Origin of the sequence: Candidatus Symbiopectobacterium sp. NZEC151 (assembly GCF_025962655.1) — a bacterium.
In the GTDB taxonomy this organism is placed as follows: domain Bacteria; phylum Pseudomonadota; class Gammaproteobacteria; order Enterobacterales; family Enterobacteriaceae; genus Symbiopectobacterium.
The window spans coordinates 462,525-480,526 of record NZ_JAGFPE010000003.1 but is presented as its reverse complement, the minus strand read 5'-3'; the positions used below and the strand labels follow the sequence as shown (position 1 = coordinate 480,526).

13 protein-coding genes are annotated in these 18,002 nt (G+C 56.4%); 7 read left to right on the top strand and 6 right to left on the bottom strand.

Annotation, left to right across the window (positions count from 1 at the left end):
- The first annotated feature begins 11 nt into the window (after positions 1-11).
- From cpdA to parE, 3 genes are all read left to right on the top strand, one after another.
- Complete coding sequence (gene cpdA / locus J5067_RS12915) at positions 12-845, top strand: 3',5'-cyclic-AMP phosphodiesterase (RefSeq protein ID WP_264651277.1); 834 nt, start codon at positions 12-14, stop codon at positions 843-845.
- Positions 845-1,426 carry an esterase YqiA gene (gene yqiA / locus J5067_RS12910; RefSeq protein WP_264643873.1) on the top strand — a complete coding sequence of 194 codons (582 nt, stop codon included), beginning with the start codon at positions 845-847 and terminating at the stop codon, positions 1,424-1,426. The genes cpdA and yqiA overlap by 1 nt, the downstream gene beginning before the upstream one ends.
- A 117-nt stretch (positions 1,427-1,543) precedes the next feature.
- Positions 1,544-3,439, top strand: a complete 1,896-nt coding sequence (gene parE, locus J5067_RS12905) for a DNA topoisomerase IV subunit B (RefSeq protein WP_264651276.1) — start codon at positions 1,544-1,546, stop codon at positions 3,437-3,439.
- 5 nt (positions 3,440-3,444) lie between these two features.
- Here the strand turns inward: parE and J5067_RS12900 are convergent, their stop codons facing one another.
- On the bottom strand, positions 3,445-3,975 hold the full coding sequence (locus J5067_RS12900) for a GNAT family N-acetyltransferase (RefSeq protein WP_264651275.1): 531 nt from the start codon (positions 3,973-3,975) through the stop codon (positions 3,445-3,447).
- 120 nt (positions 3,976-4,095) lie between these two features.
- On the opposite strand from J5067_RS12900, the gene J5067_RS12895 reads away from it, so the two are divergent.
- Complete coding sequence (locus tag J5067_RS12895; RefSeq protein ID WP_264651274.1) at positions 4,096-5,157, top strand: LacI family DNA-binding transcriptional regulator; 1,062 nt, start codon at positions 4,096-4,098, stop codon at positions 5,155-5,157.
- Positions 5,158-5,199: 42 nt separating this feature from the next.
- Here the strand turns inward: J5067_RS12895 and J5067_RS12890 are convergent, their stop codons facing one another.
- The 3 genes from J5067_RS12890 to J5067_RS12880 form a co-directional block, all read right to left on the bottom strand.
- Complete coding sequence (locus J5067_RS12890) at positions 5,200-6,519, bottom strand: MFS transporter (RefSeq protein WP_264643877.1); 1,320 nt, start codon at positions 6,517-6,519, stop codon at positions 5,200-5,202.
- Positions 6,520-6,607: 88 nt separating this feature from the next.
- Entirely contained in the window at positions 6,608-9,097 is a 2,490-nt protein-coding gene (locus tag J5067_RS12885; protein WP_264651273.1) for a hypothetical protein, read from the bottom strand.
- 36 nt (positions 9,098-9,133) lie between these two features.
- Complete coding sequence (locus J5067_RS12880) at positions 9,134-10,213, bottom strand: glycoside hydrolase family 105 protein (RefSeq protein ID WP_264643879.1); 1,080 nt, start codon at positions 10,211-10,213, stop codon at positions 9,134-9,136.
- Between the two features lie 211 nt (positions 10,214-10,424).
- On the opposite strand from J5067_RS12880, the gene J5067_RS12875 reads away from it, so the two are divergent.
- Positions 10,425-11,321, top strand: coding sequence for a LysR family transcriptional regulator (locus J5067_RS12875; protein ID WP_264644363.1), 897 nt, complete (start codon positions 10,425-10,427; stop codon positions 11,319-11,321).
- A gap of 7 nt (positions 11,322-11,328) precedes the next feature.
- On the opposite strand, the gene J5067_RS12870 is transcribed toward J5067_RS12875, so the two are convergent.
- Positions 11,329-11,910, bottom strand: coding sequence for an NAD(P)H-dependent oxidoreductase (locus J5067_RS12870; RefSeq protein ID WP_264651272.1), 582 nt, complete (start codon positions 11,908-11,910; stop codon positions 11,329-11,331).
- Between the two features lie 214 nt (positions 11,911-12,124).
- Positions 12,125-14,509 carry a TonB-dependent receptor gene (locus J5067_RS12865; RefSeq protein WP_264651271.1) on the bottom strand — a complete coding sequence of 795 codons (2,385 nt, stop codon included), beginning with the start codon at positions 14,507-14,509 and terminating at the stop codon, positions 12,125-12,127.
- A 337-nt stretch (positions 14,510-14,846) separates the two neighbouring features.
- Between J5067_RS12865 and parC the strand changes: the two genes are divergently transcribed.
- Both parC and J5067_RS12855 read left to right on the top strand, forming a co-directional pair.
- On the top strand, positions 14,847-17,105 hold the full coding sequence (parC, locus tag J5067_RS12860) for a DNA topoisomerase IV subunit A (protein ID WP_264651270.1): 2,259 nt from the start codon (positions 14,847-14,849) through the stop codon (positions 17,103-17,105).
- Positions 17,106-17,254: 149 nt separating this feature from the next.
- On the top strand, positions 17,255-17,992 hold the full coding sequence (locus J5067_RS12855) for a 1-acylglycerol-3-phosphate O-acyltransferase (protein WP_264643883.1): 738 nt from the start codon (positions 17,255-17,257) through the stop codon (positions 17,990-17,992).
- Positions 17,993-18,002 lie beyond the last annotated feature (10 nt).

Below are 18,002 nucleotides of genomic sequence, written 5' to 3'. Positions count from 1 at the left end.
GATACTATTTTTTGGAAAGTCTGCTGAAAGTTCCTGTGGCGAGTGGGGCCAGAATCAGGATTTTGCAAATAACCGATACCCACTTGTTTGCCGGCGAGCACGAGACGTTGCTCGGCGTGAACACATACCGCAGTTACCATGCCGTGCTGTCTGCCATTCAAGCGCAGGGGCCGGGGCAGGATGTTGACCTGATTGTGGCAACGGGAGATCTTGCTCAGGATCATTCGCAGGAGGCCTACCACCATTTCACGCGCGGCATTGCGCAGTTATCCGCGCCTTGCGTGTGGCTGCCGGGAAACCATGATTTCCAGCCTGCGATGGTGGATGTGCTGGCACAGGCCGGCGTAGCCCCTTCCAAGCACGTGCTGCTGGGTGAATCGTGGCAGATTATTTTGTTGGACAGCCAGGTGTTTGGCGTGCCCCACGGCGAGTTGAGCGAATATCAACTTGAGTGGTTGGAGCGCAGCCTGCTGCGTTTTCCAGAGCGCCATACGCTGTTGCTGTTACATCACCATCCGCTGGCTTCAGGCTGTACCTGGCTCGATCAGCATAGCCTGCGTAACGCGCACCATCTGGATGCGGTGCTGGCGCGTTATCCGCAGGTGAAAAATGTGCTGTGCGGGCATATTCATCAGGAGCTGGATCTCGACTGGAACGGACGCAGGCTGATGGCGACGCCCTCCACCTGTGTGCAGTTCAAACCGCACTGCACCAACTTTACCATTGACGATGTCGGCCCCGGCTGGCGTTATTTGGATCTGTTATCGGACGGTTCGCTGGAGACGCGCGTCTACCGTCTGAACGGCAGAGAGTTTTTGCCCGATATGGATTCGGACGGCTATTAATGCCTACGCTACTCTACCTTCACGGATTCAACAGTACGCCGAAATCGGCGAAAGCGACGGCGCTGGCTGCATGGTTGGCGCAACACCATCCCCACATCGAGATGTTGGTGCCGCAACTGCCGCCCTATCCAGCGGAGGCGGCGGATTTGTTGGAGTCACTGGTGATGGAGCGCGCGGGGCATCCGATCGGTCTGGTGGGCTCATCGCTGGGCGGCTATTACGCCACCTGGCTGTCACAATGTTTTACCTTGCCCGCCGTTGTCGTCAATCCGGCGGTGAAACCCTTCGAACTGTTGCTGGAACATCTCGGCGAATATCGTAACCCCTATACAGGTGAAGAATATGTGCTAGAGTCTCGGCATATTTACGACCTGAAAGTGATGCAGATTGAATCACTCGAGGCGCCGGATTTACTGTGGTGTTTGCTCCAGACAGGGGATGAAGTGCTGGATTATCGGCAGGCTGTGGCGTATTACACGGCGTGCCGCCAGACGGTGGAATCGGGCGGGAACCACAGTTTTGTTGGGTTTGAACACCATTTTGACCCTATTGTGCGTTTCCTTGGATTGAGCGACGATTGATCCGTTCTGTACTGCACTGTCCTGACTGACACGGACAACGACAACGCGTCGTCCGCGGGCAGTGCATCCTCTCAGCGCCATTCCGTTTTACACATTTAAACAACGACTAACGCGAATATGAGTCAATCAAGTTATAACGCTGACGCCATTGAGGTGCTCAGCGGCTTAGAACCGGTGCGCCGCCGTCCTGGGATGTACACCGATACCACACGCCCCAACCATTTGGGGCAGGAAGTGATTGATAACAGCGTCGATGAAGCGCTGGCGGGTCATGCGCGCCGTGTTGACGTGATCCTGCATGAAGATCAGTCACTTGAAGTGATTGACGATGGCCGTGGCATGCCCGTGGATATCCACCCGGAAGAAGGGGTGCCCGCGGTTGAGCTGATCCTGTGCCGCTTGCACGCCGGGGGGAAATTCTCCAATAAAAACTACCAGTTCTCCGGTGGTTTGCACGGCGTAGGGATCTCCGTAGTGAACGCGCTCTCTTCACGCGTGGAAGTGACCGTGCGCCGCGACGGGCAGGTTTACGATATTGCCTTCGAAAACGGCGAGAAGGTGCAAGAGCTAACGGTGAGCGGCACCTGCGGGCGACGCAACACCGGCACCAGCGTGCATTTCTGGCCGGATGCCAGCTTTTTTGACAGCCCGCGTTTTTCTGTCTCGCGCCTGACGCATTTATTGAAAGCCAAAGCGGTGCTGTGCCCCGGCGTGGAAATCACGTTTAAAGACAAGGTCAACAATACCGAACAGCGCTGGTGCTATCAGGATGGTCTGAACGACTACCTGTGCGAAGCGGTTAACGGCCTGCCGACGCTGCCGGAAAAACCGTTTATCGGCGCTATCGCGGGCGATACCGAAGCGGTGGACTGGGCGCTGCTGTGGCTGCCGGAAGGTGGCGAACTGCTGACGGAAAGTTACGTCAACCTGATCCCCACGGTGCAAGGTGGGACGCACGTTAACGGCCTGCGTCAGGGTTTGTTGGATGCCATGCGCGAGTTTTGCGAATTCCGCAATATTCTGCCGCGCGGCGTGAAGCTCAGCGCTGAGGATATCTGGGAACGCTGTGCCTACGTGCTGTCGGTGAAGATGCAGGATCCGCAGTTTGCCGGGCAGACCAAAGAGCGCCTTTCTTCACGCCAGTGCGCCGCGTTTGTGTCTGGCGTGGTGAAGGATGCGTTTAGTCTGTGGCTGAACCAGAACGTGCAAGCGGCTGAAATGCTGGCCGAATTGGCGATTTCCAGCGCCCAGCGTCGCATGCGTGCGGCCAAAAAAGTGGTGCGCAAGAAATTGACCAGCGGCCCGGCGTTACCGGGGAAACTGGCGGATTGCACCTCACAGGATTTGAATAAAACCGAACTTTTCCTGGTGGAAGGGGATTCTGCGGGCGGTTCTGCGAAGCAGGCACGTGAGCGTGAGTTTCAGGCCATCATGCCGCTCAAAGGCAAGATCCTCAACACCTGGGAAGTCTCTTCCGATGAGGTGCTGGCCTCACAGGAAGTGCATGACATCTCTGTCGCGATCGGTATGGATCCAGACAGTGACGATCTTAGCCAGTTGCGCTACGGCAAGATCTGTATTCTGGCGGATGCCGACTCGGACGGCTTGCACATCGCCACGCTGCTGTGTGCGCTGTTTGTGCGCCATTTCCGTCCGTTGGTTGCCGGTGGTCACGTGTATGTCGCGATGCCGCCGCTCTACCGTATCGATCTGGGCAAAGAGGTGTACTACGCGCTGGATGAGGAAGAGAAAGCCGGCGTGCTGGAGCAGCTTAAGCGCAAGAAGGGCAAGCCTAACGTTCAGCGCTTTAAAGGGCTGGGCGAGATGAACCCGCTACAGCTGCGCGAAACCACGCTTGATCCCAATACCCGCCGTCTGGTGCAGCTCACCATCAGCGAAGATAACGTCGATGAAACGCTGGCAATGATGGATATGCTGCTGGCGAAGAAACGCTCTGAAGATCGCCGCAACTGGCTGCAAGAGAAGGGCGATCGGGCGGATATTGAGGTGTGATGCCGCTATCGCGTGATACGGTATAAGCAGAACCGCTCCAACGCATGACCCGCCGGTATTTTGGGATAGTTAAAATCATCACCGGTGTTGGTCATGCCTGCTTTTATCATCACGCGCTGTGACGCCCTATGTTGCAGCGGGGTATACGCGTAGACCGCAGGTGCCTCGAGTTGCTCAAAGGCATAGCGAATCGCGCGTTTTGCCCCTTCCGTGGCATAGCCGTTTCCCCAATGGCGCGCCTGCAAGCGCCAGCCCGCTTCGATAAGCGGTGCATGAGGAATGCCGCTCTCTTCTTGCTGTTTATGTAAACCAATGAACCCAATAAATTCGCCGCTTGATTTCAATTCCACGGCCCAGAAGCCCCAGCCTTTATTGGCAATATGTCTTGTGAAACGGCCTATCTGTGCATCGCTTTCCTCACGCGACATCAGCTCAGGGAAATAGCGCATCACTTCCGGGTCGGCATTCAATTGGGCAAAAATGGGGTAATCTTCATCGCGCCACTGGCGCAGAATCAATCTCTCCGTCTCGATCATGGTGATTTTTCTCCTTATTCACGCTCAAGGCTAACAAATCAATGTGAAAGACGCTGACAGCCTTCATGGCTTCACAGTAGAGTAAGTGTGCATCTTAATCCTTGACGACTGTGTAAGATTATGGAAAACAATCACAAAAAAAATCCGGTTGACGCAGAAAAGAGTGATGGCGGTTCGCGCCGAGTACGGCTGGAAGATATCGCCTTACGCTGTGGCACCTCGTTAAGCACGGTATCACGTGCGCTGAGCGGCGAAAAAGGGGTGAGTCAGGCGCTGCGCGCGCAGATCCTGGAAGTGGCGCGGGCGGTGCGCTACAGCCCTGCCGTGGAAATGGGGGGCTCCCGTATCGTTCTGGCCGTCTCTCAGGTGGCGATGCTGGATTATCACCGTTATCAATTCAGTTGGTATGTGCTGCAAGGGCTGAAAGAGCGCGCCAAAGTGCTGGGGCTGGATTTGGTGACCCATCCGCTGTCCGACAAAGGCACGCAGGCGCTGACCGATCTGCTTAATCAGGATGATATCGGCGGGATGCTGGCACTGACTGTCGACGATCCGGCGATTTTAGACGTTGTCGTCAACCTGAAAAAACCTGCGGTGCTGGTGAACAGCGAAGATCCGCTGATGCGGCTCTCCAGCGTGATGCCGTGTAACCGCTCGGCAACCCGGATGGCGGCTGACTATCTGGTGTCGCACGGGCATCGCGATATCCTGTTTTTGACCCATCCCGGCCGACGAACCATTGAACAGCGGCATGAGGGCTGGCAGGAGTCGATGCGTTATTTTCAACTGCCCTGCGCCGAGCAGCAGGTGATCAGCGTCACTGATTGGCTTCCCGAACTGGCTGAACAGGCGGTGGTAGCGTGGTTTCGCGAAAAAAAGCGCACCTGCACGGCGATCCTGTGTGCCAATGACTCTTTGGCGTTAGGGGCCATTAACGGGTTGCAGCGCTTAGGTCTGGATGTGCCGGGGGATATCTCGGTGGTGGGGATGAATGACTTGCCGCAGGCCGAATTTGCATCGCCGCCGCTGACCACTGTGCACCTGCCGGTGCAGGAAATCGGCGTTATTGCGCTTGAGTTGTTGCAGGACATTATCGTCGGCAACGTGACGATCCCACGGCGTATAGAACTGGCGTGTGCCATGGTTGAGCGCCAGTCCGTGGCGGCGTTAAACGCATCATGAGGGCATTAGCCCTCATGATGGTGTATGAAATTTATTGAGCGATTATTTGAATTTCGCCCGTTCCATATTGGGGATCAGCAGCAGGTACATCACGCCCCAGGCGACCAGATAGGCCACGGAACTGATGGCGAACAGCGCCCAATAGTTGCCTGACGCCTCGAGTACGGCACCGATCACCGTGGAGAAGATCACGCTGCCGATCATGCCAAAGGTGCTACCGATACCGACGACCGAACCCACCGCCGCGTTGGGGAACAGATCGGACACCGACGTCAACAGGTTTGCTGACCAGCCTTGGTGCGCAGCAGCAGCCAACCCGACGATGGCAACGGCCAGCCACAGGCTTTCCACCTGCGTCGCGGCAAAAATAGGAATGACCGCACAGGCGCAAATCAGCATGGTGGTTTTGCGTGCTTTCGCAGCGCTGAAACCCATACTCATCAGTTTACCGGGCAACCAGCCTGCCCCCAGACTGCCGCCAATGGCAAACAGATAGATCATGATCAACGGCACACCCAATCCGGCCATATTGATATCGCGGGTTTCGTTCAGCCATTTTGGCAGCCAGAACAGGAAGAACCACCAGATAGGATCGGTCAGCATCTTACCCAGCGCAAAGGCCCACAGTTGACGGTAGCGCAGCAGGTGCGTCCATTTGATGGATTCCACGCTGACGTGCTCTTCTTTGTCCTGACGGATCCAGGCCAGTTCCTCGGCAGAGGCTTTATCTTGCGGTTTGCCAAACAGGAAAAACCACGGGATAAGCCAGACAAAGCCCACCGCACCCAGAATCAGAAACGCCCCGTGCCAGCCGTAATGAATGGCGATAAACGGAATCAAGGCGGGAGAGACGACGACGCCAAGGTTAACGGCGACGCCCAGAATCCCCGTAGCCAGCGTGCGCTCTTTCTTGGGGTGCCAGTCGGCGATGACTTTCATCGCCGCCGGGAAGTTGGCCGATTCCCCCAGTCCCAGGATGACGCGCACAATGGCAAACCCAACCACGGTGCCGACGGCGGCGTGCAACATGGCGGCGGCGCTCCAGACCACCATCGCCACGGCGTAGCTGATCTTGGTGCCCAGCTTGTCGATGATGCGGCCGCAAATCAGCGTGCCCGCGCCGTAGGCAATGGTGAAGGCGTTAACCAGCCAACTGTACTCCATTTGCGTCCAGCCGATATCTTTTTGCAGCATCGGTGCCAGCAACCCGAGCAGTTGGCGGTCCATATAGTTCACCGTAGTGGCGAACACCAGCATCGAGCAGATAGTCCAGCGGTAGCGCCCTTTGGGGGGCGTGTTGGCGGCGGTTTGGCTGTCGCCGTGAGGGACAGCAGCTTCTTTTTGGCTAACTTGAGTGTCCATAGTGATCCTCCAGCTCAGGCCAGTGGCCTGAGCAGTTGATTATTAGGGTAGAGCGGTGTTGTCAGTGGTGTTGCGTGATGAAAAAGGGTTACAGCGCCAGTTCGCCGTGTGTGCCCGCCACGCTCCAGGCATCCGGGTCAAGGGTGCGGCCCTGCGCCTCCACGCGGCCATCCGGCAGAAAGCGCACTTCACCGTAGACCGGATCGCGCACCCGCAGGGTGTCATCGGCCTCGCGTTGCACGGTGAGATCGGCAAAGGTCTGGGTAAAACGGTCCAGCGAGTGAATGTCAGCGGCATCATTCAGGCGCACCAGCCAGGTGGTCTGTCTGCCGTGCTGCTGCACTTCACAGTGGCGGGTCGGGCCCGTTTCCACGATGTGAAAAGGCTGGGAGCCGAACAACAGCGCCATGCCAGCGCCGCTTTGCAACGCGATGCGCTCGGGGCTGATACGCACATCGCTAAAGATGTGCTGCGGCAGCCAGGCGTGGGTGAACGTCGGTTGTCCTTCGTGGGTGGTGAAGGTCAGCACTGCAAGTCCACGATACTGCTGGACGCGCGGCAGCGTACCGCAACCGCCCCAGTAAGACGGTCTGCCAAATCCGCCGTGTATCGTTTCGCCGGGGTGGTTGATCCACACCTGCGCTTCGGGAATATCACCAATGCGCAGATGCAGCGGCGTCTCCTGATATCCCCACTCGCCCCAGCGGTAAGCGGCAATGGAGCCCATTGCCACATGGCGGGTTTTGTAGTGGTACAGTTTGGCGATACGGTTGGCCCCTTGGGCAAAGCACCACTCTTGCGCGGTCGGTTTCTGCCACACCGCAACCTCGGCCAGTGCCGGATCGAGGGTCAAGCCGTGATCGCGCAGCAGTAGCGCCAACTGCGGCAAGGCGTGGAAGCGGCAGCCGTAGTTGCCTTTGCCCCACAGCAGACGCGAGATCGCGGCCAACTCCAATGAGCGTCCGGCGCGCAAGGTGTGCTCGTAAGAACGCCCCTGAGAAGCCGTCAACATCCCCTGATGACAGGAACGGGCGATTTGCTCAATCAACCGTTGGATCGCGCGGCGGCTGCGTGCGGCAATATCGGCGTCGGGAGAAAGTGCGGCCAACGCGGTTAACCCTTTCAAATCCACCGGGAAGTAGGGGGCGGAGTTCCACTCTGCCATCTCGCAGGATTCAAAATGCGTGAGCCAATCGAGCACCCGCTGCTTGCCAGCGGCAGCCTGCTCGCTCCCGCTGCGGTTGGTACGCACGAAGGTGGCCTGTGGGAAGAAGCTGCCCGCCAGGTAGGCGGCGGTGTGGAACAGCAGCGCATGGTTTTCCGAGAAGTACCACTGCACGTCGTTGCCCGGCTCATCCATCCAGTAACGGAAGTGCAGAATGGCGGCATCGATTTTTTCCCGGGTGGCCGGTGCAATGGCATCACCCCAGGCGATGCGGCACCACAGCAACGGCACCAGCGTGAAGTCGGCACAATCATGACAATCCAGCACCGAAGGCAATACCCCCTCCAGCATGGCGTGGGTTTCCTCATCGGCCATGCCGCAAGCCAGTCTGGCTAACGCTTTAACGCTGCTGTATTCCCCTTGCGTGGCGACGGTGTGCAGCGCGTCGGCAATACGCGCCGCTAAGGTCTCTGGCACAATCTGCTGCGCGGTGGCATGGCAAATCTCGACGCCAAGGGTGCGGCTGATCGAAAAATCACTGCTGGAGAGCGTAATCACGAAGTTGCGGAAATCCGCCGGGAGCTGCGCGGTATTGGCGATTCGCGCCATCTGTTGCCCCGGGCGCAATTCGGTTTCCAGCTCGATAGGGCTATCCAGCGAAATAAAATCGCCTAATACCCGGCAGGCGATGGTCAGCGGCCGGGTTGCAGGTGCGGGGAAGCAGAGGTTGATATCCCCGCGGCTGTAGGCGGAGTATTCGAAGGACACCCCTTCCAGCAACGCTTCCATTTCCGCTACGCACGGTGCGCAAACCGGTGAGGCCAGCGCCACATTGACGGGGATGCCCGCCACGTAATCGAGTTGGAAGAAAAAGCGAATATCCCGCTCGGCCAGATCGTCAAACCAGACTCGAACATCGTTTAGCCCCGATTTAAGGGAGACGGTGACCTCAAGGGTGTTTTCCAGATTGCGCTGGTAGGCGGCGCTCCAGGCGACATCTTCGCCGTTAACCTGCACGATGCCACCGCCGCAGGTGGTGAAACGCAGGGTCACCTCACCGTCGGTTTCGGCTTCCAGCCAGGTTTGCGCCCAGGCACCGATGCGGGTAGGGCGGAACCAGAAACCAGAAAGGTCTACGCGGTCAGAACCAAACGGGAACCACCACCGGGTCAGTTCGAACGCGCCGAACGGCTGTGGTTTCTTCTCCAGATAGCGTTGCTGGAAGTCGACCCGGCAAGGATAGGTATGCGGGATAAAGTTTTTCTTTTTGCTCAGGAAGAAAAACGGGTCCATGTCACCCTGCATGGGCACATCGGGTACGTCATAACGCTGGCTGGCGATATCGGAATAGTGCCAGTAACGAATCGCGTCACCCTGTTGCAAAGCACGGCGATAAATAGTGTCAGTGTTCATTTATTATTCCCCGGATCACAATGTGTCGTAGATCATTTATTCCGCAATACGGATGCCTTCACTCAAACACAAAATGGCGAGCGACTGACCGTAGGCGGTGGGTTGCAGCGGAATCTGTTTATAAAAATCAAGCGTGCGCCCCATGCGCGTGCCGTACGAGACATTCTGCACCGTGCCTTGCGCATCGATATTCTGGCGCACTGCCTGTAACGCTTTTTTCCCCGCCGCCAGCCAGCGCTCATCGCCCAGACCCAGGCGTGCGCCTTTCAGCAGGCCGTAGCCGAAACCGGCGGTAGCGGAAATTTCTTCATAGCTGTCAGGGTGGTCCAGCAGGGTATGCCAGGCACCGCTTTCGGCTTGCAGATCGATCAGGGTGTTCACCTGTGCGTTGAGGCACTCCAACAGATAGAGACGCACACCGTTGTCGATATGAGCGACCTCTAGCAGGTCGAGAATCCCAACGGTGATCCACGCGTTGCCGCGTGCCCAGCGCGCTTGCGCAAAATTACTCTTTTGCGCAAAACTCCAGCCGTGATACCACAGACCGGTTTTCGGATCGTTAAGGTAGCGCGCGTGCAGCAAAAACTGGCGTACCGCTTCGTCGACCAGTTCCTGACGGCCTGACACCGTACCGTAATGCGCCAGGAACAACACCACCATAAACAGCGTGTCGTCCCATATCTCCATCTGGTTCACGCCGTCGGATACCACATGCTGGAAGCCTTGTTCCGGCGTGCGCGGCAGCTTGGTCATCACATCGTCCGCCCAACTGTCCAGAACACGCGCGTAATGGTCATTGCGGGTGTGTTGCCACAGCAGTGACAGCGGCAGCATCGGGGCGGTGGTATTCACATTGAGCGGCGGTAAGCCCTGTGCGATTTGCCTGTCAAACCAGGTGTTAAGGGTGGCGAGCAGATCGTCTCGGCGGGTGAATTCCCACAGGCGAAACAGACCATACAGGCCCACGCCCTGCGGCCATTCCCAACTGTTGAAAGAGATATAATCTCCCGGCGTGCCATCCAGATTAGGCTCATGAAAGCGGCCTTCGTCTTTCAGGCCGAGGGTGCCTGTTATCAGGGCATCTAACTGTGCGTTCAGTGTGGTGTTGCTGCTCATTGAGTCGGTTTTCCCTTGGTGAAAGCGTGCGTGTTGCAAATGGTGTAGCATTTGCGCAAAACAATGCGCAATACGAAAATTTTTTGCGTTAATGTTTTGTGATTTTGGTTAACTTTTTGGCGAGATGCGTACCGATCAGGGTTTTTTTTATTTATTAAAATAACCGGTTATGATGACGCTATCTGAGGCAGAGAAACGGCAGCGAAAAGCGATGAAAGTCACGCTGGAAGAGTTGCAAGCGTTTGTGGTGGTCATCGACAGCGGATCGATCACGGCAGCGGCAGAGCAGTTGGGGCAGACGGCGTCCGGCATCAGCCGTGCACTGCGCCGGCTGGAAACCAAGCTGGACACCACGCTGTTGCACCGCACCACGCGCCGTCTGGCGTTATCACAGGAAGGCGAACTGTTTCTGGCGCAGGCGCGTGAAGTGATTGCCTCCGTTGAGCAGGCGGAAGAGTTGATGGCCGTTGGGCGTGAGCAACCCTGCGGCACGCTGCGCGTCAATGCCGCGTTCCCGTTTATGCAACACGCCATTGTGCCGCTGATCCCCGAATTTCGCCGCATTTACCCGCATATTCAGTTGCAATTGAATACTGATGACGTCTTTATCGATTTGCTGGAGCAGCATACTGACATTGCCATCCGCATTGGCTCCCTGCGGGATTCCAGTATTCATGCGCGTCTGCTCGGTAGCACGCGCACGCGCATCTTGGCCAGCCCCGATTACTTGCAACGCCACGGCGTGCCGCAGAGCGTGGAAGCGCTGGATAATCACGTAGTATTCGGTTTTACCCATGTGGATGCGCTCAATGTCTGGCCGGTACGTAAAGCCAACGGTGAGTTGTACCGCATTAAACCGGCGCTGGTGGCCTCGAGCGGTGAAACGCTGCGCCAGCTGGCGCTACGCGGGGAGGGGATCGTCCGCTTGTCTGATTTTATGACACAAGACGATCAGAAAAGCGGTCGATTGGTGCCGGTGCTGGCGCAACAGACGATTGAAACGCGCATGCCAGTGAATGCGGTTTACTACCGCAACACCAAGCTGACGGCGCGTATCAGCTGTTTTCTCGATTTTCTCAGCGAGAAGATGGCGCAACAGTTGCTGTGAGCCGCGCTCAGGCGAATACGCGGGTCAAATGTTCACGGTATTCCGCCAGATAACGATCCACCTCCGGCTGCTTGATCACATCATTGCAGATAAAGGTCGGCAGCGGCGACAGGCCGATAAACTGGTTGGCCTTGTGGAACGGCAGGTAAACACCATCAACACCGACACCGTGAAAGAACTGGTCGGGATCGGTAAAGGCTTCCAACGGCGCGTTCCAGGTCAGGGACAGCATATAATTCCGCCCTTGCAGCAGACCGCCGGAGCCGTATTTTTTGCTGGCGTCTGAGCGGGTGCGGCCATCGCTGGCATACAGCGAGCCGTGACCGTGAGTAAACACTTCATCGACGTATTTCTTCAGAATCCACGGCACGTCCATCCACCATCCCGGCATTTGATAAATGACAGTGTCCGCCCATACAAAGCGCCGTACCTCTTCATCCAGGTTGTAGCCCTGATCGACGTTAGTCACCTGTACGTTATGGCCCTGTTCGCTGAGCAAGGTGGCGGCAAAATCCGCGAGCGTATTGTTCAATTGGCCCTTGGAGTGACCAAAGGATTTGCTGGCGTTGATCAGCAGAATGTTTTGCATGGTGACGATGATCCTGATTGCTTAATGAAAGTAAGGCAGTGTAGTGCGCAGGATAACGATGAAAAACGGGGGGAATCGCATAACACTCTTGACTGCCAGTCAATAAAGTCAACATTTCTCAGGCAGCGGATTGGCAAAAAAGGCAGGAAAACCAACGTATCGGCTTTCCTGCCCTGAAGAGGCGTTATCTTATTTCACGCAACAAACGTAACGATTAGAAATCCACGCTCATGCCCAGTTGGAAGGTGCGTCCCGGTGCAACCGACAACTGCTGATCGTAATAGTGTGAGTTGTTGGGATCGGTGTTGGTCGGTGCCTCAATGTTGCGGCTGTTCTGGTAATCCCAATATTTACGGTCAGTCAGGTTGTAGATACCGCCGTTGACGCGCACGTTTTTGGTAATGCGGTAGTACGCGGTCAAATCCACCAAACCATAGCCCGGCACGCGCATAAAGGTGACGTTGTCTGTGCCCACCACGTTACCGTTACCGATGCGTTTACGGCCAGCGGCGTAATTGGCGGTTTTCCCTTTGGTAAAGGTGGTGATCAATGCAGCGCCATAAGTACTGCTCGGATCGTCATAGGCCAGCCCAACCACGGCTTTTTGTGGCGAGACGGTATCGAGATTGACGTAGCGGTCACCGGAGGCGCTGGATTTCGCGGCACCTTGGGTATAGCCGTAAGCCAGCCGGGTGCTGAACCCTTTAGCCTGTTCAAACCAGGTGCCCAGTTCGAAACGTGCACTCAGCTCGCCGCCGTAGATATAGGCTTTATCGCGGTTTTCGGTGAGATAGAGAGTGCGTATATTACCGGGGATATTGCCAAACATCTCAGGGTTGCTGTCTTTGTTGTAATAACCATTAGCAATAAAGTTTTTATAATCGTTATAGAACGCGGCAGCGCTAATCGTTACCCCGTCTACGATACGGCCCTTCAATCCAAGCTCATAGTTATCGCTGGTTTCGGTTTTCAGATTAGGATCGCCAATCGTAGCATAGGAACTGGAACCGCCGCCGTAACCCAGCGCCCATGAACCATAAAGTTGCCCGGCGTTAGGGAACTGCGCACCGCGTTTGTACTGCACATAGGCCAGCAGATCGGGTTTCAGATTGTACTGGAAGGTCAGTGCAGGCAGGATCTGGCCGTCGGCGTTGGTGCCGTACATTTTGGCGGTGTCACTTGCCGTTACATTACCGCTGGTATTGGTAAACAGGTTGTCGGTATTTTCCGGTTTGGCGTGCTGCCAGGCGAAACGTACCGCAGGGATTACTGAGAAATCACGGCCAGCCACGTCCCAGGTCATCTTGTCCTGCACAAAAGCACCGGCATTGATGATCTTGCTGTCGGCCTGTGGGCGTCCCAGGTTTACTGCGCCAGCCAGTATATTTTTGGCAACCAATGGGCGCTCAGACTCTGATTGGCGCAGGTTAACCCCGTAACTGAAGCGGTGGTTGCGCCACTCTTTGGTCGCTTTGCTTTCCAGCCCAACGGTGTTGGTATCGTAGCCGCTCCACACTTGAGTCGGTGACGCAGCATTGCTGATGGTGTAGTCGTGGGCTTCAGTTTTGCTAAAGAACAGTTTGCTGTTCAGACTGTCAAACAGCAGACCGTCAGTTGGCGTATACAGATCGGCAACGCTCACGCCCCAACGGCGCGTTTTGCTGTCCTGGAATGAGGTGCTGCCATCGCGGGTAGAGCCACCACCAGCGCCCACATTCCAGGTGGGGAAGTTGCTGTGGTTAAACTTCTCGTAATACTCCACGGTGCCGGTTAGCTGGTGCAGGTCGGTCGCTTGCCAGATTCCGGAGGCCAGCACCGCGTTGGAGTGCCAGTTGGCCGGATTGCTGTCGATGGTAGCATCGCTGTGGTTTTCGGTTTCATTACCGTCACGGCGGCTGTAGACCACCACGCCGCGCAGGGTGTCGTCACCGCCTGCGGCGGTAATCCCGTTGTGGAAGCTGCGATCGGCGGAGTCATACCCGGCCTGATAGCCAAAGTAGCTGTGTTTGTCGCTGCTGAGGAAATTGTCCGGGGATTTGGGTACAAAAGAGACGGAGCCGCCCAGCGCGTTATTGCTGTTCGACACATCGGTAGCGCCGGAGGCGATATCTACTGAACCGTACAGATAGGGATCGAGGTAATCACCGCGTCCGATACTGGTGCTGCCTGCCTGAACGCGGCCGCTCGGCGTAGAAGTACCGCGATCGGTGCCTGCGGGAAGTTCAACGCCGTCGATATCGATAGAGACGCGGTTGTTTTCCAGCCCGCGAATGTTGTAGCCGCTATAACCACCGCGATCGTAGCTGCTCTTGCCTGCGGTGGCCCCAGCGCTGACGCCCGGTGCACTCACCAGCGGCTGGTAGCGCATGATATTGCCGAAGGTATTACCGCCTTCTTTTAGCAAGTCGTTGGCTGTCAGGGTGGTTTTCGTGCCCGCTTCTCGCTCCACGCGGGGAGAAAGTACCGTCATGGTGTCCTGGGACTCTTTCTGGGCAGTGTCCGATTTGCCCTGCGCGCTTTGCGCCGCATTGGCACCAAATGCCAAGCCGGACAGGACGCCGGTCAGCAAAATGTTATTCATATTCTTATGATTTAACATGATAGAGCTCTTGGGTTCGCGATGGTTTGAGTACGTGAAAATGGCGGTGCCGATATTGTCATCGGTGCGGTTCAATGCCGCGTATAGCTAAATGATAATCATTAGCAGGTAGCAAATATAATCATTATCATTACGTTTGCGGCATTAAGATTTCTTAATAAAGGAACTCGAAAGCGATTGATGAAGTGTTGAGGGAGGAAGGCACCTGAGGTTTGTGACAGTGGCTGGCAAGATGCTGTACTATCTGCGCAGACATTACCGCGCGCGTTGCGGGAATTAAGCCTTTTTAGATGACCTGTTTTGGCATGATCATTGAGTCACCGCGTAAGGATTATCGATGAGTGAGATAACTCATGACGGCGCAGAACGTCTTGCGCTGCATACGTTTACAGAAAATGCGTACCTGAACTACTCCATGTACGTCATCATGGACAGGGCGCTGCCTTTTATTGGTGACGGCCTTAAGCCGGTGCAACGCCGTATCGTGTATGCGATGTCGGAACTGGGATTAAGCGCCAGCGCCAAGTTTAAAAAATCCGCCCGAACCGTGGGTGACGTGCTGGGGAAATACCACCCGCACGGTGACAGTGCCTGCTATGAAGCGATGGTGCTGATGGCGCAGCCTTTCTCTTACCGCTATCCGCTGGTGGACGGTCAAGGGAACTGGGGGGCACCGGACGATCCGAAATCCTTTGCGGCGATGCGTTATACCGAATCGCGCCTGTCCAAATATGCCGAAGTGCTGCTGGGCGAGTTGGGACAAGGCACCGTCGAGTACCAGCCCAACTTTGACGGCACCTTGCAGGAACCGAAAATGTTGCCTGCGCGTCTGCCCAACATTTTACTCAACGGCACCACTGGCATCGCGGTCGGGATGGCGACGGATATCCCGCCGCACAACGTGCGCGAAGTGGCGGCCGCCGCCGTCGCGCTGCTGGAAAAACCGGATTCATCGCTCGACGATCTGTTGCAGTTCGTTCAAGGGCCGGATTTCCCCACCGAAGCCGAAATCATCACGCCGCGTGATGAGCTGCGGCGCGTCTATGAGCAGGGACGTGGTTCCGTGCGGATGCGTGCCCTGTGGAAGAAAGAAGATAACGAAGTAGTGATCACCGCGTTGCCGCATCAGGTTTCGGGGGCGAAAGTGTTGGAGCAGATCGCCAGCCAAATGCGGGCGAAAAAGCTGCCAATGATCGATGATTTGCGCGATGAATCAGATCATGAAAATCCGACGCGTCTGGTGCTGGTGCCGCGATCTAACCGTATCGATCTCGATCAGGTGATGAACCACCTGTTTGCCACCACCGATCTGGAAAAAAGCTATCGCATCAACATGAACATGATCGGTCTGGATAACCGTCCTGCCGTGAAAGGTCTGGTGGAGATCCTGAGCGAATGGCTGGTGTTCCGCCGTGATACGGTGCGCCGCCGCCTTAACTACCGTCTGGAAAAAGTGCTCAAGCGTTTGCACATTCTGGAAGGTTTGTTGATTGCGTTCCTGAACATTGATGACGTTATCCATATCATCCGCACCGAAGATGAGCCCAAAGCGGAACTGATGCACCGCTATGGCCTGAGTGACACCCAGGCTGAAGCCATTCTGGAGTTGAAATTACGGCATTTGGCGCGCCTGGAAGAGATGAAAATCCGCGGCGAGCAACATGATTTGGAAAAAGAGCGCGATCAGCTTCAGGCGCTGCTGGCATCAGAACGCAAGCTCAGCAACCTGCTGAAAAAAGAGATTCAGTCGGATGCTGAACTGTATGGCGATAATCGCCGTTCGCCGCTGCATGAGCGTGCGGAAGCCAAGGCCATGAGCGAGCACGATTTTGTGCCGTCTGAGCCGGTCACGATTGTGCTGTCAGAAATGGGCTGGGTGCGTAGCGCCAAAGGGCACGATATCGATCCTTCCGGGCTGAGCTTTAAAGCGGGCGACAGCTTCCGCGCGGCTGCGCGCGGCAAGAGCAACCAGCCAGTGGTGTTTATCGATTCAACCGGGCGTAGCTATGCGCTCGATCCGATCACGCTGCCGTCGGCGCGCGGGCAGGGTGAACCGCTGACCGGCAAACTGACGCCACCGCCGGGTGCCACCATTGAGCATGTGCTGATGGCGGCGGATGAACAGCGTCTGTTGATGGCGTCCGATGCAGGCTACGGGTTTGTTTGCACCTTCAACGATCTGGTGGCGCGCAACCGTGCCGGTAAGGCGATGATCTCGCTGCCGGACAACGCCAAAGCGCTGGCGCCGATCGTGGTAGAACGCGATGACGACCTGCTGATGGCGGTCACCGCTGCGGGTCGCGTGTTGCTGTTCCCGGTGTCCGATCTGCCCCAGTTGTCGAAAGGCAAAGGCAACAAGATCATCTCCATCTCCTCGGCAGATTTCGCCGCAGGCAAGGATCGTCTGGCTATCCTGCTGGTGCTGTCGCCGCAGGCGACGGTGAAACTGTTCTCCGGCAAGCGCAAAATTGTGGTGCGCGCGAGCGAACATCACGGTGAGCGGGGCCGTAAAGGTACCCTGCTGCGCGGGCTGCAAAACATTGACCGCATTGAGGTTGATGCGCCGCCAGCGCCGAAGGATGACAGCGAGGAGTAATGCGTTGCCTGATATCGTCCGATGGCGGTATCAGGTATCTCCCCCCTTTGTTACCTGGCCGTTGGCGCGGGTGCCACGGCAAAGGATTACCCGTGTGTTTTATGCCGAAGCCGCTATACTAGCGGCGGCGGTTGGCTTATGAGGTTGTTATGTTATTCATTATCCGTTTTGTGGTAGTGGTGATTTTTTCCATTCTGATTTGCCTGTTCGGTACGATTTACTGCCTGTTTAGCCCGAAGAATCCGCGTCACGTGGCGACCTTTGGTCATGCGTTTGGGCGGCTATCGACCCTGTTTGGCCTAAAAGTGGAAGTCAGAGTGCCTGCGGATGCGGGAAACTATGGTAACTGCATTTACATTGCCAACCATCAGAACAACTACGATATGGTGACGGCGGCAAATGCGGTGCAGCCGGGCACGGTGACCGTCGGTAAAAAAAGCCTGATGTGGATCCCTTTCTTTGGGCCGCTCTACTATCTGGCCGGTAACTTGCTGATTGACAGAGAAAACCGTGCCAAGGCGCACGGCACCATTGCGCAAGTTGTTCAACACATTAAAGATCGCAATATTTCTGTCTGGATGTTTCCAGAAGGCACGCGCAGCCGTGGCCGTGGATTGATGCCGTTCAAGACCGGCGCTTTCCATGCGGCGATCAGCGCAGGCGTACCGATTGTGCCGATTTGTGTGACCGACACGCACAATAAGGTCAAACTGAACCGGTGGAATAACGGCCATGTTATCGTTGAAATGCTGCCACCGATTGACACCTCTGCCTATGGCAAAGAGCAGGTGCGTGAACTGGCTGCCCATTGTCATGATGTGATGGCGGCGCGTTTGGTTGAACTGAATGTTGAAGTGGCTGAGCGGGAGAAAGCGGCGAAGCGTTAACGTTTTTTAC